This window comes from Paenibacillus sp. YAE3, from assembly GCF_057546105.1.
Genome location: NZ_BAAIYF010000003.1, coordinates 386720 through 410286, shown reverse-complemented (window position 1 = coordinate 410286; position 23567 = coordinate 386720). Strand labels below are relative to the sequence as shown.

Below are 23567 nucleotides of genomic sequence, written 5' to 3'. Positions count from 1 at the left end.
TTCACTGCCTCCGATCCCTGAGTTTATTTAACCTTGCCTTTAAGTTTGTATACATATGCCAAAACTTCAGCCACGGCCTGAAACAAATCGGCGGGAATGGAATCCCCGATCTCCGCTCTGTGGAACAGGGCCCGGGCGAGAGGTTTGTTTTCCATGGTTATGACGCCGTGTTCTTTGGCTATTTCCTTCATCCGCAAAGCCACGTAATCCTGGCCTTTGGCGATGATTTGCGGAGCTTCCATTTTGGAACCCTCGTATTTCAGGGCGACGGCGAAATGCGTCGGGTTGGTAATGACGACATCCGCCTTGGGGACCTCCTGCATCATGCGCTGCATCGCCATCCGGCGCTGACGCTCCCTGATCTTCCCTTTGATCAGCGGGTCTCCCTCCATTTTTTTGTATTCGTCCTTGATGTCCTGCTTGGACATGCGGATGCTTTTTTCGAATTCGTAACGTTGGTACAAATAGTCCAGTATCGACATCGCAAACAAGACGGCGCCGATTTTCAGCCCCAGATTCATCGTCAGGCTGGCGACAAAATGAAAGGTTTGCTCGATGTTCGTCTCCGACAACCTGCCGATCTTCGGCAAGGCGCCGGACAATGTCTGGTAAACGAGCAGCCCGATCACGGTAACTTTAAAAATCGATTTCAAGCATTCCACAAGCGACCTGACCGAAAAAATATTTTTAAACCCTTTGATCGGATCCAGCTTGCTGAATTTGGGTTTGAGCATCTCGCCCGTCAACATGAATCCGACTTGGGCCACATTGGCGACGAGAGCCAGCACGATCGTGATGATAAACATCGGCGCCATCAAGATGAGAATCTGAATGGAGTACTCCATCGCCAGGTTCATCACGTTTCCGATCGAAATGCCGGTTTGGAGACGGTGCAAAAACACGTCCTTGAACAGCCCTACCAGCCGTTCCTTATAAAATCCGCCGAACATCAACAAGCTTAAAAAGGAGGCAAGCAGCACCACCGAGCCGGAAATTTCCTGGCTTTTGGCGACTTGGCCCTTTTTACGGGTATCCTGGCGTTTTTTAGGCGTTGCTTTTTCGGTTTTTTCGCCGGCGAACAACTGCAAATCGAGCCGATATCTGTAGGACACTCCAGTCGCTCCTTTATTCCTGCTTAGGCCGGCTTGCGCCCCATCAGCCCCAGCAGATTTTGCATCGATTCGAACATGATCCCGAACAAATCGCCGAACAAATACGAAAAGCTGGGCACGATCAGCAGCAGCACAATCAAGCCGACAATCACTTTAAGCTGCATCCCGATCACGAATACGTTAAACTGCGGAGCGGTCCGGGCCAAAAAACCGAGTCCCACGTCCGTCAAAAACAACGCGGTAACGATCGGCGCCGACATCTGAAAGGCCAGCACAAACGATTGGCCGAAGGTTTTAACCAAAAAGTCGGATATGCTTCCGTTGTAAAGCTTCATAAAAAAATCGTTGGACAGCGGAACCCAGTCGTAACTCCGTATGATCCCGTCGATCAAGTAATGATGCCCGTTCATCGCAAGAAACAATAAAAGGGCGAACATGTATTTAAAGTTTCCGAGAACCGGTGCCGATGCCCCGGTCATCGGGTCGATGACGTTGGCGATGCCGAATCCGATCTGTATGTCGATAAACGCGCCGGCGGTCTGAATGACGACGAACAGCAGATACGCGACGAACCCCAGCACCAAGCCGATAAGGATTTCGCGGATGATGAGCAGCACGTAAGTCAGGTCGGCCGGCAGCTCATGATGGACGCCGTACGTGAGAAATACGAGAACGGACAGGAAAAAGGACATGCCAATTTTGAAAACGTTAGGGACTCCCCTGGAAGACAGCACAGGCGCTACAACAAAAAAAGAGGTGATTCGACAAAAAATAAGCATGAAAACCGGCAAGCTATTCAGCAGCATGTTCATCGATCGCTACCGCCTAACCGATATACTTATATAAGTTGTCGAAGATGTTATAGGTGAAATCGACAAGCGTCGTTAAAATCCAAGGCCCGAACAGCAGGAGCGCCAGCAGCACCGCCACGATTTTAGGAATGAACGCGAGGGTCTGCTCCTGGATTTGGGTCGTCGCCTGGAATATGCTCACGATCAGGCCGACGATCAGCCCCAGCAGCAGCATCGGCGCGCTTACCTTCAGCACGGTATATACCGCTTGTCCCGCAAGGCCGATAATAAAATCAGAATTCATGTCCGGCCTCCTTCGCCTTTCTCATCCATCATGTATTAAAACTCAACAGCAGCGACTTGACGACCAGGTACCATCCGTCCACCAGCACGAACAGCAATATTTTGAACGGCAGCGAAATCATGACCGGCGGGAGCATCATCATCCCCATGGCCATTAAGGTGCTTGACACGACGATATCGATGATCAAAAACGGAATGAATATCATGAATCCCATTTGAAACGCCGTTTTCAGCTCGCTGATCGCAAAGGCGGGCACCATGACGGTGAGCGGGATATCCTTGTACGTTTTGGGTTTTTCCGTTTTGGTGTATTTCATGAACAACAGCAAATCTTTTTCCCTCGTTTGCGAAAACATAAACTTTTTCATCGGCTCCGCCGCTTTTTCCAGCGCCTGCGTTTGGGTAATTTCGCCTTTCAGATACGGCTGCAGGGCAACGTCGTTGATCGATGAAAACGTTGGTGTCATCACAAACAGCGTCAAAAACAGCGCCAGGCCGACAAGCACCTGATTGGGCGGCATTTGCTGCGTGCCAAGCGACGTTCTCACGAACCCCAGCACAACCACGATCCGGGTAAAGCTTGTCATCAGCACCAGCAGCGCCGGCGCGATGCTGATGACAGTGATCAGAAGCAAAACCGACAATGAGCTGGTGCTCGGTTTTCCTCCTGAATCGCCTACCTGGATATCGATGTTGGGAATGGGATCGGCAAATGCCGCCGTCAAGGCCAGCAAACTGATAACCGATAAAACGATGAAAGCTAGCAAAACCTTCTTTTTCATGGATCCCTCAACCGATCTGTAGTATTGTCTTCGCGAAGAAGCTCCTCCATCTTTTCTTTTCGGCTGGACATTTTTCGCAGCTTCTCGTCGAAGACTTCGTGAAAAGAGGATGAATCCTCGAGTGTAATCTCTTCCGACAACGTCCCTTGCTTGCGGAACCTGGAGGCCAGCTTTTCAAGCACCGGGGAAAACGCGCCCGCCCGGGCGCCCGCTTCCTGCTCGAAGGCCTCCATGATCAGCTTCACTTCTTCCGGATCCGTAATCTTGTCGACCAGGCGAATGTCCTCGCCTACGCCGACCAGATACAGGTTGCTGCCGATTTCAATGATCTGAAGGGATTTGTTCGGTCCAAGTCCGACGGCTCCCAAGGTCCGAACCGCTCGGCTGGTGAACCATGTTTTGTTTTTTCTTCCGAGAAAACGGATCAACAGCACGATGAGTGCGACGATGACCGCGAGAACAACGATGACGTACACCAGATTAAGCGCATAATTTCCCGGGTTTTGGGGCGTTTGCATATCGGCGCTGAACATGGAAGATTAAACGCCCAACGTTTTATTGATCGCTTCGATGACGCGGTCCGTTTGGAACGGCTTCACGATGAAGTCCTTGGCCCCGGCCTGGATCGCGTCGATGACCATCGCCTGTTGGCCCATGGCGGAACACATGATGACCTTCGCGCTCGGATCCAGCTTCTTGATTTCCTTCAGGGCGGCGATGCCGTCCATCTCAGGCATGGTGATATCCATCGTAATCAGGTCCGGGCGAAGTTCCTTGAATTTTTCGATCGCTTGCGCCCCGTCCTGCGCTTCTCCGACGACCTCGAAACCATTTTTAGTCAAAATATCACGGATCATCATTCTCATAAATGCTGCATCATCCACGATAAGAATACGGTTTGCCATTGATTAAAAATCCTCCCTAAATTTTGCTATTGTAATTTTTGTATTCGGTCCCATTGGCTGAGAATGTCTGTGACGCGTACGCCAAAGTTCTCATCGATGACAACGACTTCGCCTTTGGCGATCAGCTTGTTGTTTACGAGAATATCCACCGGCTCGCCCGCAAGCTTGTCCAGTTCGATGATGGAACCTTGGGACATTTCCAAGATATCCTTAATTTGCTTCTGGGTCCTTCCTAATTCTACGGTGACCTTCAGAGGAATGTCCATCAATAAGTTCAAATTATTTTGATCGACCGGACCATAGGCCGGGGATTGCAAATTCGAAAACTGCACGGGCTGCACGTTCACGTTCCGGTTATACGGCGTGCCGTAATGCTGAGGCATTCCGTACGGCGGCATCTGCGGGTTCTGCTCATAGCCGGGCATCGGCTGGCCTGCGGCCGGATATTCTCCCGGATAGCCCGTTGGCTGCTGGCTTGGGGCCTGCGGCTGCTGCGGCACCGATTGCTGCTGCGGCGGCTGGGCCGGCGTCGGCTGCGGGCTCGGAGCCGGCTTTTCGGGAGCCTGGGCCGCTGCGGCCGTTTCCTCAATCAGCTGCTCGACGGAATCGGCGCCGTGAATCAAAATGTTGACCATATCCTTGGCGAATTGCACCGGCAGAAGCTGCATGATGGTCGAATCGATCAAGTCCCCGATCGTCAGCCGGAACGAAATTTTGATGAGCGTCTCGTCCGCGGGAAGGCTGCTGACGCCATCCCCGCTGGCCACGTCCAAAATATCGATCCCCGGCGGCGAGATGTTCACGAAACGGTTGAAAATCGTGGACATCGAGGTTGCGGACGAACCCATCATCTGGTTCATCGCTTCCTGAACCGCGCTTATATGTATTTCGTTCAGCTCTTGATCTTCGGGGTTCCCTTCGCCGCCAAGCATCAGGTCGGCAATGACTTGGGCGTCGCGCGTTTTGATGACCAGCGAATTGATCCCTTCGAATCCGTCGACATACGTCACGTGAACGGCGACATGCGGTTTGGGAAATTCGGATTCAAACTGCTCGCGCGTGATGATGGACACTTTCGGCGTCGTGATATCCACTTTTTTGCCGAGAAGCGTGGAAAGAGCCGTCGCGGCGCTGCCGAACGTGATGTTTCCGATCTCGCCGAGCGCGTCCTGTTCCAGCGGCGTCAAATAATCGTCCACCGTCATCGTGCCCGATCCTTTGGAATAATCCGATTCGGACTGCTTAAGCAAAGCGTCTATCTCTTCTTGCGACAAATATTCGTTACTCGTCAAATTCCTCAACTCCTTCGCTGACAATTTCGTCGATTTGAACCGCTACCCGATCCTTCAGCGTTCCCGGGCTTCCGATGAACTTCAGGCGGTCCCCTACCCGGATCGACAGGCCGGTGCCCACCGCTTTGTTGAGGCTGATGACATCCCCGACGCTGAGGCTCAGGAATTCGGATACGGAAATGTGGCTCGTGCCGAGTTCGGCCACGATATTCAGCTTCGCCTGACTGATCCGGTACTTGAGCGATTCGGCTTCTTCAGGGATGCTTGATTTTTTCTCCGAAACGAACCATTGGTGCGCCGAAAGCTTGGACATGATCGGTTCAAGCACGACATGCGGTATGCAGAGATTGATCATTCCCGTCGTATCCCCGATTTTGGTGCTCAGCGATATAAGCGCGATCGTTTCGTTCGGAGACACGATTTGCATGAATTGCGGATTCGTTTCCATCGCTTCCATCCGGGGCGAGATATCCAGCACGGTTTTCCAGGCCTCAGCGAGGCTGTCGAAAGCCCGGCTGAAAATCCTCTCCATGATGGTTGTCTCAATCTCCGTCAGGGTATTGATCTTCGTGGGCGCATTGCCTACTCCGCCCAGCAAACGATCCAGCATCGCGTACGCAACGTTGGGGTGAACCTCGAGCACCATTCTTCCTTCCAACGGCTCGGCTTCGAAAATGTTCAAAATCGTCATTTTAGGAATCGACCGGATAAATTCGTCATAAGGAAGCTGCTCGACCTGTACGACGCTAATTTGCACGAAAGTGCGCAGCTGTGCCGAAAAATACGTCGTCAGGTAACGGGCAAAGTTTTCATGGATGCGCGTGAGGCTCCGGATATGGTCTTTGGAAAAGCGGACCGCCCGTTTGAAGTCATAGGACCGGACTTTTTTCTGGTTATCCTCTTTTTTCAGTTCCTCCGCATCCATTTCGCCGGACGAAAGCGCGGCAAGCAGGGCGTCGATCTCATTTTGCGATAATACGTCAACCAATCATCTCACCCCCTTAAAGGATTGTCTTGGGTTCTCTACAGCATGTTAGGGAGAATCCTTCGTTTAGATCGGCGTTACCAGGTAATCTGTGATTTCGATCTGATTCAATTTCCCTTCAGTCAGGGTCTTATTGATCAGATTGATCAATTTTGCGCTTAATTGGTCCTTGCCGTCCGAGCCCTTTAATTCTTCCGGCTTGGTGTCTGCAAGGGTTTTGATAATAATCGGTTTGATTTTAAACTCCTTGATCTTGTCGAATGCTTCTTTGGATTTCTTATCGTTCAATTGGAACGCAAAATTCATCAATACGATATAATCCTGATCTGCAAGATTGGTTTTGATATCTTTGATTTCAGACGTCATTTCCACGAGTTCATCCGCTGATAATTTTTTCCCCTCGGCCGCCGGAGCCGCAGCATTCGAATTGGAGTCTTTTCCGAATTGAGGCGCTAGCAAAACAGCAGCAACCACGATCAGTGTTATCGCCAGAAGTATGGTAATCAGCCAGGGCAGCATTTTTTTCATGAGTTTTCCTCCATTTGTTGCACTTTGATTGTGGCATTGTGAACGCCGATTTCCTGATTGTATTGTTTCACCAAGGAAATGACCTCAGCTGCTTTTTCCAAAACGATCATGCGTTTGCCTGTGACCAACGTAATATAGGTGTCTGGCGTTTCTTCCACTGTTTCGATAAGCAAAGCGTTCAGCCATATTGGTGAGCCGTTTAACCGGGTAACAGAAATCATAGCAGAGCCTCCTATGGAAATTCGGGAGAGGCGGCCCCTCTCCCGCTACGATCATTTACTAACGTTTCAGATTGACGACCTCTTGAAGAACCTCGTCGGACGTTGTAATAATCCGCGAGTTGGCCTGGAAGCCGCGCTGAGCCACGATCATTTCCGTGAACTCGCTCGTCAGGTCCACGTTGGACATCTCAAGCTGCCCGGCGATGACCGCGCCCGTGCCCTTCGTGGCGTCATTGGCGTCGGCCGGGAAGTCGACCAGTCCGTCTTCCTTGGCGTTCAGCGTCATCCGGAACAGGTTCCCGCCGATCTTCTCCAAGCCTTCCGGGTTGGGCACTTTGCCCACGCCGATCTTCGTTCCGTTGTCCGTCGTTCCGTCATCGAGCTTCTGGATGATCGTTCCATCCTGAGAGATTGAAAAAGAGACCGTGTTACTTTGCAGCTTGATCGGCGCTCCGTCGGTATCGCACACAAACAGGCCATCCGAAGTAACGAGCTGCTGCAAAGCATCAATATGAAAATCGCCAGCCCGGGTCAAAAAAGGCGGGTCCTGCGCCGGATCCAGCTTCACAAGAAAAAATCCGTCCCCATCGATGCGCAAATCCGTTGGATTATTCGTCATCATGGCACTGCCGCCCAGATGCATCGTATCGATGGAACCAACGGATACGCCAAGGCCGATTTGCTTGGCATTCACGCCGCCATGAACAGAGTCTTCCGGGGCCGTAATACCTGCAACGGTCTGGCTTATGACATCCTTAAACATGACCCGTCCGGATTTGAAGCCGATCGTATTCACGTTTGCGATGTTGTTGCCGATGACGTCAAGCTTGGTCTGGAACCCCCGCATGCCTGATACGCCGGAATACATGGATCTCATCATAGTTTTATTCCTCCCTCGTCATGTAAGGACCGCGTCTGTCGGTCAGCGGTCCACTGGCTTCCTGTCGGGCCAGCCAGATTAAGATATAACGATCGCGCTGTCGATCTGCGTAAATACGTTGTCCTTCATCGAATTTCCGTCGATCGCCGTCACGACCGTCCGGTTTGCCACATTGACGATCAGCGCCATGTCTTGCAGCAAGATGAGCGATTCCTTGCTTCCTTTAGCCGCCGCTTTGTCAACGGCATCTTGAATTTTGGCCAACTGGTCTCCCTGCAGTTCAATGCCTCTTTGCTCCAGCCGCTTGGCCGCATGGTTGCTGAATTTCAGCAGCTCATGTTGGAATAGCCGGTCAAACGAGGTTGTTGGCGTTTCCCGCTGCAAGCTTCGCTGAGCGGCGTTTTTGACTGCCGGATACATCTTGGAAGGATACAGCTGCCCGATGGTTATGCGTTCATTCATGCCGATTCACCGCTTCCGGTTGCGTCGGTATTCGAATCAGCGCCAGCAGGTTCCGCACCTTTCGGATCATCTGCGGGAGGCGTTTGATCCGGCGCCGGATGTTCCTCGGTTTTGGACGCTTCTTTGATTTCAATGACCTTGTCCAACGGGATCGCCAGCGAACCAACGGACGCGTACTGAACGCCGTCTTTCACGATGATGGAGTCCACGACGCCCGATTTCATCTCGCTTTTGCTTTCGCCGCCCTGGTCCTTGTTCGCGTCGTCGATCCAGCTGATCTCCTTGCCGATCAGGCCGGAGACGTTGCCCAGGGACTGGCTCATCGCATTCAGCTGTTTGGAAATGTTGATCAGCTGCTCTACCGAAGTAAACTGGGCCATCTGCGCGATGAACTCTTTGTCCTCCATCGGCTGCATCGGATCCTGGTTTTGCAGCTGCTTGATCAGAATGCTCAAAAACTGGTCCTTTCCCAGCTCCTGCTTTTTGTTGCTCGCTCTTGCGACGTTTTCAGCCGAATAATTAGGCCATACATTCGGTGTGGAGAAAATTTCCGAAGCCATTTGTTTTCACCTCCGTCTGGCTAAGCTTTTGCCGTAAACATGTTGCCGCCGTCCGTTTGTTCCTGGGCTGCCAGCCACTCGCTAAGCTCTTCCCCCAGTTCCGCGATTTTGATCGCGTCGTCGGTAGGCGTTTCCTTCTCCTTGGAGCGGCGGTTGGACTGCTGCTGACCTGCTCCCGGCTGGCGTCCGCCGTCCTGGTACATTTGCGATTGCGGCGACGGGTTCTGGGTTACGACCAGCTTTTCAACCTGCACGCCTTGCGTTTGCAGCGTCGAACGAAGCTGGCTCATCTGTTGTTCCAGCAGATCCTTTGTGGCCGCATGCTCGGTCGAAAACTGCGCGATCAGCTGGCCGTTTTGCATCGTCAGCTTGACGTCCACTTGGCCCAGGCGCTCCGGATAAAGCGTGATTCTTGCCTCCGAAATTCCTTGCTGCTTGACGAATTCCAGATTTTTGACGACAAATCCGCTCATCTCTTCCGAAAATTTTTCGACCGGTACCGGTGCCGCAGCTTTCGCCGAAGCGTTGATGCCGTGTCGCAATGCCAGCTGGCCGGCCGTTACCGTATGCTGCGTAGCAAACGGGTCGTTAGGCTGCTCTTGGCGGTCCCCGGCAGCCGTCTGCTCGCTGCCCTCGCTGCCTGCAGGCTGTACGCCTTTAAACAAAGCGCCGATATGACGTTCGAGCGCGGCATTTTTGCTCTGGGCCGCAAACGTCTGTGCCTCGAGCGGCTTCGATGGCGCCGCCTGCCCGTTGTTGATCAGCTCCTGGAACGACTGGAGAAGCTGAAGCGCCTGATGCTGCACCTTGCCTGACGCCCCTTGCCGTTTTTGCAGCAGGGAGGCGAGCTGCTCCATCCCGTCCTGCACGACAAATCGAATCGTCGCCGGACTTTCGGAAAGTGGGCCCGTCAGCGCATCCGCGTTTTCCGCCTGCGCCGCATTCCCTGCCGAATTGGCCTGGTTCAGCAGGTTTTGAACTTGCTGCAGCCAGCCTTGAAGCGCCGCAAGCAGCTCAGGATCGGCCGCAACCGCCTCGTCCAGCTTGTCCATGTCGGCGGTCAGGCTTTGCAGCAGGTCCAGAACGCCTTGCTCATCGCCGCCGGCTTCTTCGCCGGTTGCGCCCATCCCCGCCAGTTGGAGGAGGCCTTCGAGCAGCGTGCCCGCATTTACGATCGCGGCGCTTGGCTGCGGGGCATCCCCCGACATCATTTGCGCCAGCGATTGATTGAATACGCCCGCAACGGCCCCCGTTCCCGCCGCCTGCTTACCGCCGGCAGCCGCTGTTTTTCCGCTTGGGGAGTTTCCGGCGGCCACGTTTTGAAAAACGAGACTCATATGATTTCACCTCCTTTCACGAACCGAAAAGGGCTGATCTTACTTGATCATCAATTTGTTCAAGATGACGGCCGCCGTTTTGGGATCCTTGGCGTTCATCGCGTCCAGTATGCCGGAACGGGTCGAGTCGGCCACCTCGTTCAAAATTTTCAATACTTTGTCGGGCGATATTTTGTAGGTTGCAAGGAGGAGCTCCGCTGCGCTTTTGGCAGGCATGCTCGCAAAGGTTTGGCTGATTTGCGTTTTGTCCAGGCCGCTCGACGCGCTGGTTTTTTCCTCCGCCGCATCCTTGCTGATCCGGGATTGCAGCGCCGCGATCGCCAAATCGCTCGAAGAAACGGCATCCTTCAGTTTCATCGATACATCCGCCGCAATCTTCGGGTCCATCTTGGCCAGGATTGCCGTCCGGCTGTCGGTTTTCATGCTGCTGAGGAGCAATACCATTTCTTCGGTCGTCATGTTTTGCATGATCGGCGCTGCTTTGCTCGGGCTCATGTCGGCGTACATCTTGGCCAAATCCTTGATTTGCTTTTCATAGGGATCGGCGTTTTCCGGATTTGCGCCCTGCGCTGCGGTTTCCGCGTTTTGCGCCGATTCCAGCTGGTCCTGCAGGCTTTTCACTTTCTGTTCCTGCTCGGCTTTTTCTTCCTTGGCCTTTTGCAGATCCGCCTCTTTGGCCGCCAGTTTGTTTTTAAGCTCGTCGATCGTCGCGTTAGCGCTTTTGACCTGATCTTTCGCGTTTTGAAGCTTTGTTTTTTCAGGGTCTTTGACGGGATCGGGAACCCAGTTTTTGACGACCGGGATTTTATCCGCAATGCCCAGCACGCTGTTTCGAACATCGACGTTAAAAAGCGTGAGCAGCACGCCGATCAGCACGACCGTAAAAATGATCGGGATCATGAAAAACAGAAACTTTTCAAACCCTCCCGCAGACTCTTTCTCTATATCAAAATCTTTATCTGCCACAATCAATCCACCCCCGAGGCCACAGCATCGTTTCGATTCGTTCCATCTATCTCGCTCTCATGGCGAACCTGACTGTTGCCATTTCATCCAGTTCGTTCTGTTCCCTCAGGAGCATGGTTTGCTGGAAGGAACTTTTAGCCTTATCCCGCGCTTTGAGCCAGACCTGTTCGTCCAGCATTTTGCGGGTCAGCTGATGTTTTTTCATTTGGACATTGCTGTCCGCCCGCTCGACGTCGGAATATTTTTTGGCGATGCATTGCTGCAAATGGTCGGCATACATTTGGAACTCGCGTATTTTCGCTACCGGCGCCCGCCGTTCGGCAGCCTCCTGGAGCTGTTTCGCCATCCGTTCCCTGCTTTCAAGCAGCTCTTCAAGAGATTTCTTTTCTTCCTGCAATCTTCCGATCGCGCTGGATAGCATCCATTCAGCTTGTGTTTTCTCATTGGTTTTCAAATCCACGATTTTCTGGAACGCATACTGAAATTTCATCCCTTAAGGTCATCTCCTTGAAAATTCGGAAATCAAACGCTCCTGCACCTGCTCCAGCGTTACTTTCTCGTCCACCTTCTGCTTGGTGAAGTCCCATATCTGCTGGATATAATCGATCGACTCGTCGATTTGCTCGTTGGAACCTCGTTGGTAGGCGCCGATGTTGATCAGATCCTCCGAGTCTTTATAAACGGCCATCAGCCTTTTTAAATTGTCCGCCGCTTCGATCTGCTCTTTCGGCGCGATATCCTTCATCACCCGGCTGATGCTCGCGAGCACGTCGATGGCGGGGAAGTGCCCCTTATTGGCGATGTTGCGGTTAAGCACGATATGGCCGTCCAAAATCCCCCGGACCGCATCGGCAATCGGTTCGTTCATGTCGTCGCCGTCGACCAGAACGGTATAAAAGGCCGTAATCGAACCCGTCGGTCCCGTTCCGGCCCGTTCGAGCAATTTCGGCAAACTGGCGAAGACGGAAGGCGTGTAGCCTCTCATCGCCGGCGGTTCGCCGACGGCCAGGCCTACCTCGCGCTGCGCCATGGCATAGCGGGTTACCGAGTCCATCATCAGCATGACGTTCATTCCCCGGTCGCGAAAATATTCCGCGATGGTCGTCGCGATCAGGGCGCCTTTGATCCTGACAAGCGCCGGCTGATCCGACGTCGCGACGACGACAACCGAACGCTGCAGCCCCTCCGGCCCCAGGTCCCTTTCGATAAAGTCCAAAACCTCGCGTCCCCGTTCCCCGATTAAGGCGATCACGTTGACGTCCGCGTCCGTGTTGCGGGCAATCATGCCCATCAGCGTGCTTTTGCCGACGCCGGAGCCGGCGAAAATGCCGACCCTCTGCCCTTTGCCGATCGTAAGCAATCCGTCGATGGCCCTTACTCCGATGCTGATCGGTTCCTTGACCCTTGGTCGGGTCAAAGGATTGGACGGCTCGTTGTACGTCGAACTGTACGGCATCCGGGTCGGGATCAGCGATCCGTCGAGCGGTTGCCCGAGCCCGTCAAGAACTTTGCCAAGCAGCTCGGAGCCGACCTGAACGCTAAGCGGCTTGCCCGTTCCCACAACGTCGCAGCCCGGACCGATGGAATGGAGCTCCCCCAGCGGCATCAGCAGCACCTTGTTGTCCCGGAAGCCGACGACCTCGGCCTGCAGCGGTTTAGAGCTTTTCGTCGGATAAATGTAGCAGACATCGCCAACGCTGGCGTCCGGTCCTTCCGATTCGACCATCAACCCGATTACCTGGGTGACTTTGCCGTTGATTCTGACCGGGTCCAAATTCCGCAGATGTTCCTTGTATCGTTCGCTGCTAAGCATCTTCATCTTGGTTGCTCCGCTCCTCGTCATCCAGCGCGATCCGAATCAGTTCCTTTTTGATTTCGGTCAGCTGCGTATCGATTCTCGCGTCGATGCTGCCGAAGGACGAGCGAATGACGCAGCCCTGGTCGTGAACCGTCGAATCCGGCAAAATTTGAAGCTCCGCCTGGGAGTCGATCGCGGCCGCAAGCTCTTCCCTTGCAGCCTGAACGAAAGCGAAATGTTTCGGCGCCACGCAAAGCGTGATAACGCCCTGCTCCCGTTTGCGCGATAAATTGTTTTTGATCAGTTCGATCACGTAGTCCGGTTCGAGCGTCAGCTGTTTGTCGATCACTTTCTCGGCGATGGCGCAGCTGAGTTCGACCAGAAACGGCTCGGCCTCCTGAATGATCTGTTCTTTCATTAAATAAGCTTGCTTCAGCACCGTCTGCGCTTCGTCCATCATCCGGCCGATTTGGTCCCGAAGATCCGCCATCGCCTTCTCTGAGCCTTCCCGGTACCCTGTGTCGTAACCTTCGGATTTGAGCGCTTCGACCAAATGTTCGTCCTGAAGCCTGCGCTCCTGCCACCAACTGTCGATCTGCCCGCTTGCTTCCGCCAGCATGCGCTCCGCTTCCTCCGAAGCCTCGCGCAGCTGCCGTTCGGCGAACTCGCGGGCATCCTCGAGCATCTCCTTGCTGAGCCGCTTCGCTTCTTCATCCGCTTCGATTTTCCTGATCTCTTCGGACGCTTTTTCTTCCAGCGGAGAAGCTTCCGATTGCGGAACGTAACGATGCCCGAGGTCCAGCTTTTTCAGCGCTTCGACCGGAATGTATTGGGAAGATTTGATTAGATTAGACAATAATGTCATCTCCTCCGCCGCGAGCTATGATGATCTCACCGGCTTCTTCCAGTCTGCGGATCGTGCTTACGATGCGGGTCTGCGCTTCTTCGACGTCACGCAGCCGCACCGGACCCATGTATTCCATTTCTTCTTTGAAGGTCTCCGCCATCCGCTTGGACATGTTGCGGAAAATGACGTCGCGCACCTCTTCGCTCGCCACCTTGAGGGCAAGCTGCAGGTCCGAGTTTTCGACGTCGCGGATGATCCGCTGAATGGAACGGTTGTCCACGTTGACGATATCCTCGAACACGAACATCCGTTTTTTGATTTCTTCGGCCAGCTCCGGATCCTGGATTTCCAGGGAGTCGAGGATAGTCCGTTCCGTGCCGCGGTCGACGCCGTTCAAAATTTGGACGATCGACTCGATGCCGCCGGCGTTCGTGTAATCCTGCGTGACCGTAGCCGAGAGCTTCTGTTCCAAAACCCGCTCCACTTGCGCAATGACTTCCGGCGACGTGCTGTCCATGACGGCGATTCTCCTTGCCACGTCGGCCTGCTTTTCTTGCGGCAGGGACGACAAGATGGCAGCCGCCTGTTCGAACTGCAGATAGGACAGCACAAGCGCGATCGTCTGCGCGTTTTCGTTTTGAATGAAGTTCAAAATCTGGTTCGGATCCGCTTTGCGCGCAAAATCGAAAGGTCTGACCTGCAGCGTCGCCGTCAGGCGGTTGATGACCTCGATCGCTTTTTGCGGGCCGAGCGCCTTCTCCAAAATTTCCTTGGCGTAGTTGATGCCGCCTTGGGATATATATTCCTGAGCGAGACAGATTTGATGGAACTCCGACAGGATCATGTCTTTTTCCACGCTGTCCACTTTCCGTACGTTTGCAATTTCCAAAGTTAGCTGCTCGATCTCTTCATCCCTTAAATGCTTGAAGATTTGAGCCGAGACTTCCGGCCCGAGCGTAATCAGCAGGATCGCCGCTTTTTGCCTCCCGCTGAGCCCCTGGCTGTTTGGTTTTACCAAGTCATTTCACCTCTATTCGTCAGCGAGCCATGTACGCAGCAGATTGACAAATTCCTCCGGCTTTTTCTTTGCCAGCGTTTCAAGCTGCTTCCGCACCTGGCTTTCGTTCGTCACGCTTTCCAAGCTGATGGACGGAAACTCTGTCGGAGCCGGCAGCGGAAGATCCTCTTCCAGTTCTTCGTTCTGTTTGCGACGGCGGAAAATCAGGAACGCGCCTCCCGCAAGCAGAGCAAGCGCGGCGAGACCGATGCCCCACAGAACTCCTTTGGAAAGATGCAAGCCTTTCGCCGGGGTCTGTTCCTCGCCAAAAGGTTGCGAATAAACCGAAACTTTTTTGGCCAGATCTGCGTCTGTATATGTAGAGCCCGAATCCGCAAGGGATGCCCTGACGATGTTCACCAAAATGTTTTGAATGGCATCTTTCGTTTGCTGATCCACCGTTTTTTGTCCGGTAGGCGGTTCAACGGCTACATTAATGGTTAAATCTTTAACGGTATAAGGACTCGAGACGATATCCTTCGTAATCCGGTTCACTTCGTAATTGATCGTTTTGGACAAATCTTCGGAAGTGACGTCGCCTGAGGACGCGTCTCCCGGATAGGACGGCACCTGCGTTTGGCCGGTTCCTGCCACGCCGCCCTCGGGGCTGCTTTTGCCCGTATAGTTTTTCGATATTTCCTGCACGCTGATTTCAATGCCCTTCATGTTTTCGGCATCGACCGGCGTGACCAGGTTTTCCTTGCTCTGAACCTTGTCGAAATTCAGCTTCGACACGACCAGCACGTCGACTTTGTTCGGACCCATAAATTGACCCAGGAACTGCTTGACGTTTTGGCGCACCTCGTTTTCGAATTTCTTCTGCAGCGCGAAGTTTTCTTCCACCGAGCTGCTCAGCGTTCCTTGCCCGCCTCTGGCGGACGGAAGAAGCTCCGTGTTGCTTTCGCCTTCCATCATCGTGATGTTTTCGATCGGAAGATTCGGCACCGCCGTTTTGACGAGGTTGAAATATCCGTCGATCGTCGACTGGTTCGGATGGTAACCCGGTTTGAAGGTCAACACGACGGATGCGTTGCCTTTTTCCTGGTCGTCCATTCCTGCAAAGACGCTTTCCTTTGGCAGAGTGACGAGCACCTTCGCGTTGGAAATGCCGTTCATTTGCTTGAGAAGCTGTTCGACTTCGCCGTTCAAAGCGTTGTTATACTTTACGTTAAACTCGCTGTCCGTCGTTCCGATCGAAGAAGAATTGTCGAAAGCGCGGAATCCGATCGAACCGTTTTGGATGATGCCTTGGGAGCCGACATCCACCTTGATGCGGGCAGCCTGCGCGCTAGGCACCGAGATCGTTTTCCCGTCGGGACCGAGCTTGTACGGAATGTTGTTCGTGTCCAGATAATTCATGATGCCTGCGGAATCGCTGGCGTTCAAATCCTTGAAGGCGACCTCGTATTCCGTTTTGGAAAGCTGAATGGTCAATACCACGATGGCAATGACGATTAATGCGAGTGTTGAAATAAAAATGGTTTTCTGTTTCTTGCTGAACTGATTCCAATATTGGACGACTCTGTCCTTATATTGGGCGATTCTTTCATTCACAACGTCACCCACCCTACCCGAATCTTAGCCATTTACGATTAGATTTGCGTGCGCATGATTTCCTGATAGGCCTCGATGACCTTATTGCGGACTTGGGAGGCAAGCTGCAGGCTCAGCAGCGCTTTTTCCGAGGAAATCATGACTTGGTCCACATCCACTTGCCCGAGCATGAACTTCGTGCTCATGTCCTTGGACGTTTTTTCCTGGTCTGCGATTTGGCTGATGGCATTTTCCAGGTATGTACCGAACTTGCTAAGCGATTCCGCCGGCGTATCTTTTCCGCCCGGGGTGCTTTCCTGAAGTTTAAGCGGTTGTACGTTGAGCGTGTTGAACATGGTGTTCTGTATCATCAATGTCCCTCCTTAATGCATTTATGGTTCTATGGAACTACCGGCCGATTTCCAAAGCCTTCATAATCATCGCTTTCGAGGCGTTTAACGCCGTTACGTTCGCATTGTACGCGTGCGACGCCGAAATAAGGTCCACCATTTCCTTGGTGAGGTCCACGTTAGGCATGTACACATACCCTTCTGCATCCGCGTCCGGATGGCTCGGATTATAAACAGGCTTGAAAGGGGTCTGGTCCTCTTGGATCGCATTGACCTTCACTCCCCGAGCCGAGCTCCCCTCCCCATTCAATTGTGCTTGCAGCATATTCTCGAATTTCGACTCATTCGGCGCTAAAACGACCATCTTGCGCCGGTAAGGCACGGCTTTTCCGTTGACGACGGATGCCCTGGTCGTTTCCGCATTGGCGATATTCGAAGAAATGACATCCATTCTGAGGCGCTGCGCCGTCAGGCCGGATGCACTGATGCCAAAACTGCTGTTCAAATTCATCTATTCTTATCTCCCTTCTACCGCTACGCGCATCATTTTGATTTGTTCATTGATTTGCTGGATGTAAGAATTGTACTGAATTTGGTTTGCCGCCAGATTCGCCATTTCGCTGTCGACATCGACATTGTTCCGGTTATTGTTCATCGCGGTGGAGCGATCCGTGGTGACGACCGGCTCCGGGATCGAATTGGCAGGTCCTATGACAAAATGCCGGGGATCCGTTACTTTGCCGCGCAACCGAGGCATCGCACCGCCGTTCATTTCCTGCTGCAGCAAATTTTCGAACGACACGTCCGAGCGCTTGAAATAAGGCGTCTCCTCGTTCGCGATGTTGTTGGAAATGACATTTTGCCGGATGTTAGCCGCACGCAATCCAGCCTCCATAAGCCGAAAGCTGGTGCTGTTCAACAAATCCATGTTCTGCCCCCCTTTTTACAGATCTTACATATATGAAATTTTCTACTTCGTCCTCCGAAATCCTGTCTTTTTCGACAAAACCAATCAAAATAAACAAGATTTTTGGGACTTAAGTAGAAAAAATTACTAACTTGTCGTATATCCTAAGTTTCTTAGAGATTGGGATTTATTACAATAAGAAAAAAGCCCTATCTTTTGACTAAAAGAGGGGCTTTTTTCTTAATTTGAGTCGAAATATTTGTAATTCTGCTCCATATAAGGGATTAGAGGTTTAGGACAACCTTGCGCATCGCCAGTTTTCGCCAAAAACGAGGCGAATTAGTCCCGGATTTTCCGATTTGCGAAAGTATGATTTTTCAAAAAGATTTCATATTTTCCCGATCCGTTACTAAACGACCGGTTTTAACGACAAAAACCCGATCAGAATATAAGCCTTTAAGGCTTCCGATCGGGTTACCTATGTCTATGATCACAAAATATACTGGCTGAGATCGCGGTCCTGCGCGATACCGGCGAGTTTCTCCCGCACATACTCCGGCGTGATCGTCATGTGCTCCAGCGTCAGCTCCGGCGCTTCAAACGAAAGATCCTCCAGCAGCTTCTCCAGGATGGTGTGCAGCCTGCGCGCGCCGATATTTTCCATGTTTTCGTTCACGGTTGCGGCAATTTTGGCAATCTCCCGGATGGCTTCGGGCGAAAAGTCGATTTCGAGGTTTTCCGTCTTCAGCAAATCCTTGTATTGCTTCGTAATCGCGTTTTTCGGTTCCGTCAAAATCGACACGAAATCATCCAGCGACAGGCTGTTCAATTCGACACGGATCGGGAAACGTCCCTGCAATTCCGGAATCAAATCGGACGGTTTGGCGATATGGAAAGCGCCGGCCGCAATAAACAGGATGAAATCGGTCTTTACGGGGCCGTATTTGGTCATGACGGTGGAACCTTCGACGATGGGAAGGATATCCCTCTGCACCCCTTCCCTGGACACGTCAGGGCCGCTTCCTTTGCCCTGGCTGGCCACCTTGTCGATCTCATCGATAAAAATGATGCCGGATTGCTCTGCCCGGGACACCGACTCGGCGATGACGTCGTCCATGTCGATCAGCTTCGTCGCTTCTTCCTGAATCAGCACCTTGCGCGCTTCCTTGATCGTAAGCTTCCGTTTTTTCGTCCGTTTTGGGAGCAGGCTGCCGAACATTTCCTGGATGTTCATGCCCATTTGATCATTGCCTTGGCCGGCAAGCATATCCATCATCGTCGGCGTCGTATCCTCCACGTCGATTTCGATCAGGTCGTCCTCCATGCTGCCGGACAGCAGCTTGAATTTGACCTGGCGCCGTCTTTCGGCGATCGAGCCTTCAAGCTCCTGGTCTTCGTCCTGGTCCTGCGGCTCGTTGTTCCCGTTCCCGAACAGCATTTCGAACGGATTGCGCTGGCTTTTGTTTTTCGCGTTCCTTGGCACGAGGATTTTGACGATGCGTTCGTTGGCAAGCTCCTCCGCGCGGTCTTTGACCTTTTCCATCCGCTCGCCTTTGACCATCCGGATCGACGTTTCGATCAAATCGCGGACCATGGACTCCACGTCGCGGCCGACGTAGCCGACCTCGGTAAACTTCGTGGCCTCGACTTTGACGAACGGCGCGTTGACGAGTTTGGCCAAACGTCTGGCGATTTCCGTTTTGCCCACGCCGGTCGGCCCGATCATTAAAATGTTTTTCGGAACGATTTCGTCGCGGTCCTCGTCGGGAAGAAGACTGCGGCGGTACCGGTTGCGAAGGGCGACGGCTACGGATTTTTTGGCTTGTTTCTGCCCGACGATATATTTATCCAATTCGGCGACAATCTGTCTTGGCGTCATGTTCTGATTCACCATGTTCATCCCCCTGTCCTTACAGCTCTTCCACGATGATATTCCCGTTCGTGTAGACGCAAATTTCGGAAGCGATTTTCAGCGCCTCGCGCGCGATGTCTTTCGCTTCGAGATCCTGCGCATGACGTTTCAGCGCCCGGGCGGCCGACAGCGCAAAGCTGCCCCCCGACCCGATCGCGATGACGTCGTCGTCAGGCTCGATGATTTCTCCGCCTCCGGAGATCAGCAGCATGCCGCTCTTGTCCATGACGATCATCAAGGCTTCGAGCTTGCGGAGGACGCGGTCGGATCTCCAGTCTTTGGCAAGCTCCACCGCCGCGCGCTGCAGATTGCCGTGATGCTCCTCCAGTTTGCCTTCGAACTTTTCGAAAAGGGTAATGGCATCCGCCACGGATCCGGCGAAGCCGGCCACGACCTGCCCTCTGTAGAGCCGCCGTACCTTTTTGGCCGTTTGCTTCATGATCATGTTCTCGCCGAACGTCACTTGCCCGTCGCCGGCGATGGCCGCCTTCCCGTTGTGACGCACGGCGCAAATCGTCGTTGCGTGAAATGACATCTCCATGTCCGTCAAGCCTCCTACTCTATGCTTCCTGCCCCTGCTTTCGAGGCGCCGTATTCTTTGACGAATTCGGCAATGCTGGCGAGCGCCCGGTTGGCAAGCGCCTCGTTTTTCTCTTTTTTGTTGCGGATTTTTTGGCCCAGTGCCGGCAGCAAACCGAAGTTCGCATTCATCGGCTGGAAATGCTTCGGATCGGCATTCGTGACGTAATGCGCCATGCTGCCGATCGTACTGGTTTCGGGTAGAACGACGAGCTCCTCGCCTTTGGCCTTTCTGGCGGCGTTAATGCCCGCTATAAGCCCCGATGCGGCCGACTCGACATATCCTTCCACTCCGGTCATTTGCCCGGCAAAAAACAGATTCTCGTTCGTCTTAAGCTGATATGTAGGCTTAAGCAGGCGCGGCGAATTGATGAACGTGTTGCGGTGCATGACGCCATAGCGGACGAATTCGGCATTTTCGAGTCCCGGAATCATGGAGAACACCCGTTTTTGCTCGCCCCATTTCAGGTGGGTCTGGAACCCTACGAGGTTGTACAGCGTTCCCGCCGCGTTGTCCTGGCGCAGCTGCACGACCGCGTACGGAAGTTCGCCCGTATGAGGATTCACCAGGCCGACGGGCTTCATCGGACCGAACAAAGCCGTCTGTTTGCCACGTTTCATCATCACTTCGATCGGCATGCAGCCCTCGAAATAAACTTCTTTCTCGAATTCCTTCAGCTGCGCGACTTCTGCCGAAACGAGCGCATCGTAAAACGCGTTGAACTCTTCTTCGGTCATCGGGCAGTTCAAATAGGCGGCTTCGCCTTTGTCATAGCGGGAAGCCAGGTACACTTTGCTCATATCGATGGAATCTTTTTCGACGATCGGCGCTGCCGCATCGTAAAAATAAAAATACTCCTCGCCCATGAGCGCTTTGATTTCGGCAGAGAGAGCAGGGGATGTCAGAGGGCCTGTCGCGATGACGACGATCCCCTCTTCAGGTATATGCTGTATTTCTTCGTTTACGACCTCGATCAGCGGATGGTTGTGCAGAATGTTCGTAATATCGCCGGAAAAACCGTCCCGGTCCACCGCCAACGCGCCTCCGGCGGGAACCGCGTTTTTGTCCGCCGATTTCAAAATGATCGAATCAAGCATCCGCATTTCTTCTTTAAGCACGCCGACCGCGTTGGTCAAGCCGTTGGCCCGAAGGGAATTCGTGCAGACGAGTTCGGCGAACTTGTCCGTATGGTGGGCGGGCGTTTTGACGACGGGACGCATTTCGTATAATTTCACGGGTACGCCCCGGCTCGCGATCTGCCAGGCAGCTTCGCTGCCTGCCAGACCCGCGCCGATGACGGTCACCTGTTTTGCTTCGGTCAATTTCATTACCTCCTACTATGCATACAACATGCTGTTAGACTGTGTCTTCATCGTTTTCTTCGATTTCCTGGGTGTGATCGCAGGAGGTGCATTGCAGCCGGGCTCCCTGCTTGTTCCGCTTTTCCACCATCCACGAGCCGCATTTCGGGCAAGGAACGCTGGAAGGGCGGTCCCAGGACACGAAATCGCATTCCGGGTAACGGTCGCAGCCGTAAAAGATGCGCCCTTTTTTGCTGCGGCGTTCCACGACGTGGCCTTCCTTGCATTTCGGACAAGTCACGCCGATATCCTTGACGATCGGTTTCGTGTTCCGGCAATCCGGGAATCCCGAGCATGCCAGAAACTTTCCGAACCGACCCAGTTTGTAAACCATCGGCCTGCCGCATTTGTCGCAGATTTCGTCGGAAACCTCGTCTTCGATCTCGATTTCCTTCATTTCCTCCTCGGCGACTTCCAGGCGTTTTTCGAAGGATTCGTAAAATTCCTTCAGCACCTTCACCCAATCCTCGGCGCCTTCCTCCACATGGTCCAGATCTTCTTCCATATGAGCGGTAAACTCCGCATCGAGAATTTCAGGGAAAAACTGTTCCATTTGCTCGATGACCAGCTCTCCCAGCTCGGTGGGAACGAATTTCTTGTCTTCGATCGCCACGTAACCCCGCTTCTGAATCGTTTCCAGCGTCGGGGCATACGTACTCGGCCGTCCGATTCCAAGCTCCTCCATCGTGCGCACGAGACGCGCTTCCGTATACCGCGGCGGAGGCTGTGTGAAATGCTGCTTCGGCTCGATGTCTTCCTTCTTCAGCTTATCTCCCGGCGTCAGCTCGGGCAGGAATTTCTCTTCTTCGGTCGTGCCGTCGTCGTTTCCTTCGACATACACCTTCATGAAGCCCGGAAAACGCACCTTGGAGCCGGATGCGCGGAATACGGCCGTTCCGGCGGCGATATCCACCGACAGCGTATCGAGAACCGCGGAAGCCATCTGGCTCGCCACGAAGCGCTCCCAAATCAGCTTATACAGCCTGAACTGGTCGCGGCTCATGAACGCCTTGACGGATTCGGGATCGCGGAGCACCGAGGTCGGGCGGATCGCTTCGTGCGCATCCTGCGCGTTTGCCGCCTTTTTCGAATATTCGCGCGGGGTTTCCGGCACGAAATCGCCGCCGAATTTTTCGCCGATGTAACCTTTAGCTTCTTCCTGCGCGGACGCGGCAATTCGCGTCGAGTCGGTACGCATGTAAGTAATCAAACCGACGGTGCCTTCCTTGCCGAGTTCGACCCCTTCGTACAGCTGCTGGGCGACGGACATCGTTTTGGCCGCGCGGAAGTTCAGCTTGCGGGCCGCTTCCTGCTGAAGGGAGCTTGTCGTAAACGGCGGCGACGGATGCCGCTGGCGTTCCTTTTCTTTGACCTCGGCCACCTTGAAGGTAGCCCCTTTGATGGCCTTCAGAACCTCCTGGACGTCTTCTTCCTTCGAAAGCTCCTTCTTTTGCCCTTCAAGCTGATGGAATTTCGCTTCGAACACCGAGCTGCCCTTGGCAAGCTTGGCGGTGATGGACCAGTATTCCTCAGGAACGAAAGCGTTGATTTCGTTTTCGCGGTCCAGGATGATTTTGACGGCGACCGATTGAACCCGCCCAGCGGACAGTCCCTTTTTGACTTTCTTCCATAATAATGGACTGATCTTGTAGCCTACCAGACGGTCCAAAATCCGCCTCGCCTGCTGGGCATTGACCAAATCCATGTTGATTTTGCGCGGCGTTTTGAACGCGTCCTTCACGGCCTGCTTCGTAATTTCGTTGAATACGACCCGGCAGTTTTCCGTATCGTCCAGTTCAAGCGCATGCGCCAAATGCCAGGCAATCGCTTCCCCCTCGCGATCGGGGTCGGCTGCGAGATAAACCTTTTTGACCTTTTTGCTGGCGTCCTTCAGCTCTTTGAGCACGGAACCTTTTCCGCGGATCGTAATGTACTTCGGATTGAACTCGTTTTCTATTTCAACTCCGATTTGGCTTTTTGGCAAATCGCGAACATGGCCCATGGAAGCCTTTACGATAAATTTGCTGCCTAAATATTTGCCGATCGTTTTCGCCTTGGCGGGCGATTCCACGATCACCAGTGAATCAGCCATCGGCTC

General features: G+C 53.3%; 27 protein-coding genes. All 27 read right to left on the bottom strand.

What is annotated here, in order from left to right:
- Positions 1–23: 23 nt before the first annotated feature.
- Positions 24–1112 (bottom strand): flagellar biosynthesis protein FlhB, encoded by a 1089-nt coding sequence (gene flhB, locus AC27KL_RS07945; RefSeq protein ID WP_212948934.1) that lies wholly within the window; start codon positions 1110–1112, stop codon positions 24–26.
- Between the two features lie 23 nt (positions 1113–1135).
- A complete protein-coding gene (fliR, locus tag AC27KL_RS07940; RefSeq protein ID WP_212948932.1) occupies positions 1136–1924 on the bottom strand; it encodes a flagellar biosynthetic protein FliR in 789 nt (262 codons plus the stop codon).
- Between the two features lie 13 nt (positions 1925–1937).
- Entirely contained in the window at positions 1938–2207 is a 270-nt protein-coding gene (gene fliQ, locus AC27KL_RS07935; protein WP_212948930.1) for a flagellar biosynthesis protein FliQ, read from the bottom strand.
- A 28-nt stretch (positions 2208–2235) separates the two neighbouring features.
- Positions 2236–2988: a flagellar type III secretion system pore protein FliP gene (fliP, locus tag AC27KL_RS07930; protein ID WP_036706929.1), complete on the bottom strand. Its 753-nt coding sequence runs from the start codon at positions 2986–2988 to the stop codon at positions 2236–2238.
- Positions 2985–3521: a flagellar biosynthetic protein FliO gene (locus AC27KL_RS07925; protein ID WP_487169363.1), complete on the bottom strand. Its 537-nt coding sequence runs from the start codon at positions 3519–3521 to the stop codon at positions 2985–2987. The genes fliP and AC27KL_RS07925 overlap by 4 nt, the downstream gene beginning before the upstream one ends.
- Before the next feature lie 6 nt (positions 3522–3527).
- Positions 3528–3893 (bottom strand): response regulator, encoded by a 366-nt coding sequence (locus AC27KL_RS07920; protein WP_212948929.1) that lies wholly within the window; start codon positions 3891–3893, stop codon positions 3528–3530.
- Positions 3894–3919: 26 nt separating this feature from the next.
- A complete protein-coding gene (fliY, locus tag AC27KL_RS07915) occupies positions 3920–5185 on the bottom strand; it encodes a flagellar motor switch phosphatase FliY (RefSeq protein WP_487169362.1) in 1266 nt (421 codons plus the stop codon).
- A complete protein-coding gene (gene fliM, locus AC27KL_RS07910) occupies positions 5175–6173 on the bottom strand; it encodes a flagellar motor switch protein FliM (protein ID WP_339321322.1) in 999 nt (332 codons plus the stop codon). The genes fliY and fliM overlap by 11 nt, the downstream gene beginning before the upstream one ends.
- 63 nt (positions 6174–6236) lie before the next feature.
- On the bottom strand, positions 6237–6698 hold the full coding sequence (locus AC27KL_RS07905; protein ID WP_339321323.1) for a flagellar basal body-associated FliL family protein: 462 nt from the start codon (positions 6696–6698) through the stop codon (positions 6237–6239).
- Positions 6695–6919 (bottom strand): flagellar FlbD family protein, encoded by a 225-nt coding sequence (locus AC27KL_RS07900; protein ID WP_036706922.1) that lies wholly within the window; start codon positions 6917–6919, stop codon positions 6695–6697. The genes AC27KL_RS07905 and AC27KL_RS07900 overlap by 4 nt, the downstream gene beginning before the upstream one ends.
- A 58-nt stretch (positions 6920–6977) precedes the next feature.
- A complete protein-coding gene (locus AC27KL_RS07895; protein ID WP_212948925.1) occupies positions 6978–7799 on the bottom strand; it encodes a flagellar hook-basal body complex protein in 822 nt (273 codons plus the stop codon).
- A 78-nt stretch (positions 7800–7877) separates the two neighbouring features.
- Positions 7878–8261, bottom strand: coding sequence for a TIGR02530 family flagellar biosynthesis protein (locus AC27KL_RS07890; RefSeq protein WP_339321324.1), 384 nt, complete (start codon positions 8259–8261; stop codon positions 7878–7880).
- Positions 8258–8821, bottom strand: a complete 564-nt coding sequence (locus AC27KL_RS07885; RefSeq protein ID WP_487169361.1) for a flagellar hook capping FlgD N-terminal domain-containing protein — start codon at positions 8819–8821, stop codon at positions 8258–8260. Before AC27KL_RS07885 ends, AC27KL_RS07890 begins: the two co-directional genes overlap by 4 nt.
- 20 nt (positions 8822–8841) lie before the next feature.
- Complete coding sequence (locus AC27KL_RS07880; RefSeq protein ID WP_487169360.1) at positions 8842–10158, bottom strand: flagellar hook-length control protein FliK; 1317 nt, start codon at positions 10156–10158, stop codon at positions 8842–8844.
- 39 nt (positions 10159–10197) lie between these two features.
- Entirely contained in the window at positions 10198–11124 is a 927-nt protein-coding gene (locus AC27KL_RS07875; RefSeq protein WP_487169359.1) for a MotE family protein, read from the bottom strand.
- 46 nt (positions 11125–11170) lie between these two features.
- Positions 11171–11614 carry a flagellar export protein FliJ gene (fliJ, locus tag AC27KL_RS07870; RefSeq protein WP_036706910.1) on the bottom strand — a complete coding sequence of 148 codons (444 nt, stop codon included), beginning with the start codon at positions 11612–11614 and terminating at the stop codon, positions 11171–11173.
- A gap of 9 nt (positions 11615–11623) precedes the next feature.
- A complete protein-coding gene (gene fliI, locus AC27KL_RS07865) occupies positions 11624–12943 on the bottom strand; it encodes a flagellar protein export ATPase FliI (protein WP_212948921.1) in 1320 nt (439 codons plus the stop codon).
- On the bottom strand, positions 12930–13778 hold the full coding sequence (locus AC27KL_RS07860) for a FliH/SctL family protein (RefSeq protein WP_487169358.1): 849 nt from the start codon (positions 13776–13778) through the stop codon (positions 12930–12932). Before AC27KL_RS07860 ends, fliI begins: the two co-directional genes overlap by 14 nt.
- Positions 13771–14787, bottom strand: a complete 1017-nt coding sequence (gene fliG, locus AC27KL_RS07855; protein ID WP_036706899.1) for a flagellar motor switch protein FliG — start codon at positions 14785–14787, stop codon at positions 13771–13773. The genes AC27KL_RS07860 and fliG overlap by 8 nt, the downstream gene beginning before the upstream one ends.
- Positions 14788–14799: 12 nt before the next feature.
- Positions 14800–16380: a flagellar basal-body MS-ring/collar protein FliF gene (gene fliF / locus AC27KL_RS07850; RefSeq protein ID WP_339321329.1), complete on the bottom strand. Its 1581-nt coding sequence runs from the start codon at positions 16378–16380 to the stop codon at positions 14800–14802.
- Positions 16381–16418: 38 nt separating this feature from the next.
- Complete coding sequence (gene fliE / locus AC27KL_RS07845) at positions 16419–16730, bottom strand: flagellar hook-basal body complex protein FliE (RefSeq protein ID WP_339321330.1); 312 nt, start codon at positions 16728–16730, stop codon at positions 16419–16421.
- Positions 16731–16767: 37 nt separating this feature from the next.
- Positions 16768–17220 (bottom strand): flagellar basal body rod protein FlgC, encoded by a 453-nt coding sequence (gene flgC / locus AC27KL_RS07840; protein ID WP_339321331.1) that lies wholly within the window; start codon positions 17218–17220, stop codon positions 16768–16770.
- A gap of 6 nt (positions 17221–17226) precedes the next feature.
- The gene (gene flgB / locus AC27KL_RS07835; protein ID WP_339321332.1) at positions 17227–17637 is read right to left on the bottom strand and encodes a flagellar basal body rod protein FlgB; all 411 of its coding nucleotides are present in this window, start codon (positions 17635–17637) and stop codon (positions 17227–17229) included.
- Between the two features lie 469 nt (positions 17638–18106).
- Positions 18107–19510, bottom strand: a complete 1404-nt coding sequence (gene hslU, locus AC27KL_RS07830) for an ATP-dependent protease ATPase subunit HslU (RefSeq protein WP_487169357.1) — start codon at positions 19508–19510, stop codon at positions 18107–18109.
- 16 nt (positions 19511–19526) lie between these two features.
- On the bottom strand, positions 19527–20069 hold the full coding sequence (gene hslV / locus AC27KL_RS07825) for an ATP-dependent protease subunit HslV (protein ID WP_212948919.1): 543 nt from the start codon (positions 20067–20069) through the stop codon (positions 19527–19529).
- A 14-nt stretch (positions 20070–20083) separates the two neighbouring features.
- Complete coding sequence (gene trmFO / locus AC27KL_RS07820) at positions 20084–21430, bottom strand: FADH(2)-oxidizing methylenetetrahydrofolate--tRNA-(uracil(54)-C(5))-methyltransferase TrmFO (protein ID WP_339321334.1); 1347 nt, start codon at positions 21428–21430, stop codon at positions 20084–20086.
- A gap of 34 nt (positions 21431–21464) precedes the next feature.
- Positions 21465–23561, bottom strand: a complete 2097-nt coding sequence (gene topA / locus AC27KL_RS07815) for a type I DNA topoisomerase (RefSeq protein ID WP_339321335.1) — start codon at positions 23559–23561, stop codon at positions 21465–21467.
- Positions 23562–23567: the final 6 nt, after the last annotated feature.

Coding starts and splice junctions, on each gene's coding strand:
- fliR (WP_212948932.1), bottom strand. CDS start 1,924: ATGAACATGCTGCTGAATAGCTTGCCGGTTTTCATGCTTATTTTTTGT.
- fliQ (WP_212948930.1), bottom strand. CDS start 2,207: ATGAATTCTGATTTTATTATCGGCCTTGCGGGACAAGCGGTATATACC.
- fliP (WP_036706929.1), bottom strand. CDS start 2,988: ATGAAAAAGAAGGTTTTGCTAGCTTTCATCGTTTTATCGGTTATCAGT.
- AC27KL_RS07925 (WP_487169363.1), bottom strand. CDS start 3,521: ATGTTCAGCGCCGATATGCAAACGCCCCAAAACCCGGGAAATTATGCG.
- AC27KL_RS07920 (WP_212948929.1), bottom strand. CDS start 3,893: ATGGCAAACCGTATTCTTATCGTGGATGATGCAGCATTTATGAGAATG.
- AC27KL_RS07905 (WP_339321323.1), bottom strand. CDS start 6,698: ATGAAAAAAATGCTGCCCTGGCTGATTACCATACTTCTGGCGATAACA.
- AC27KL_RS07900 (WP_036706922.1), bottom strand. CDS start 6,919: ATGATTTCTGTTACCCGGTTAAACGGCTCACCAATATGGCTGAACGCT.
- AC27KL_RS07895 (WP_212948925.1), bottom strand. CDS start 7,799: ATGATGAGATCCATGTATTCCGGCGTATCAGGCATGCGGGGGTTCCAG.
- AC27KL_RS07890 (WP_339321324.1), bottom strand. CDS start 8,261: ATGAATGAACGCATAACCATCGGGCAGCTGTATCCTTCCAAGATGTAT.
- AC27KL_RS07885 (WP_487169361.1), bottom strand. CDS start 8,821: ATGGCTTCGGAAATTTTCTCCACACCGAATGTATGGCCTAATTATTCG.
- AC27KL_RS07880 (WP_487169360.1), bottom strand. CDS start 10,158: ATGAGTCTCGTTTTTCAAAACGTGGCCGCCGGAAACTCCCCAAGCGGA.
- fliJ (WP_036706910.1), bottom strand. CDS start 11,614: ATGAAATTTCAGTATGCGTTCCAGAAAATCGTGGATTTGAAAACCAAT.
- fliI (WP_212948921.1), bottom strand. CDS start 12,943: ATGAAGATGCTTAGCAGCGAACGATACAAGGAACATCTGCGGAATTTG.
- fliE (WP_339321330.1), bottom strand. CDS start 16,730: ATGATACAGAACACCATGTTCAACACGCTCAACGTACAACCGCTTAAA.
- flgC (WP_339321331.1), bottom strand. CDS start 17,220: ATGAATTTGAACAGCAGTTTTGGCATCAGTGCATCCGGCCTGACGGCG.
- flgB (WP_339321332.1), bottom strand. CDS start 17,637: ATGGATTTGTTGAACAGCACCAGCTTTCGGCTTATGGAGGCTGGATTG.
- hslU (WP_487169357.1), bottom strand. CDS start 19,510: ATGGTGAATCAGAACATGACGCCAAGACAGATTGTCGCCGAATTGGAT.
- hslV (WP_212948919.1), bottom strand. CDS start 20,069: ATGGAGATGTCATTTCACGCAACGACGATTTGCGCCGTGCGTCACAAC.
- topA (WP_339321335.1), bottom strand. CDS start 23,561: ATGGCTGATTCACTGGTGATCGTGGAATCGCCCGCCAAGGCGAAAACG.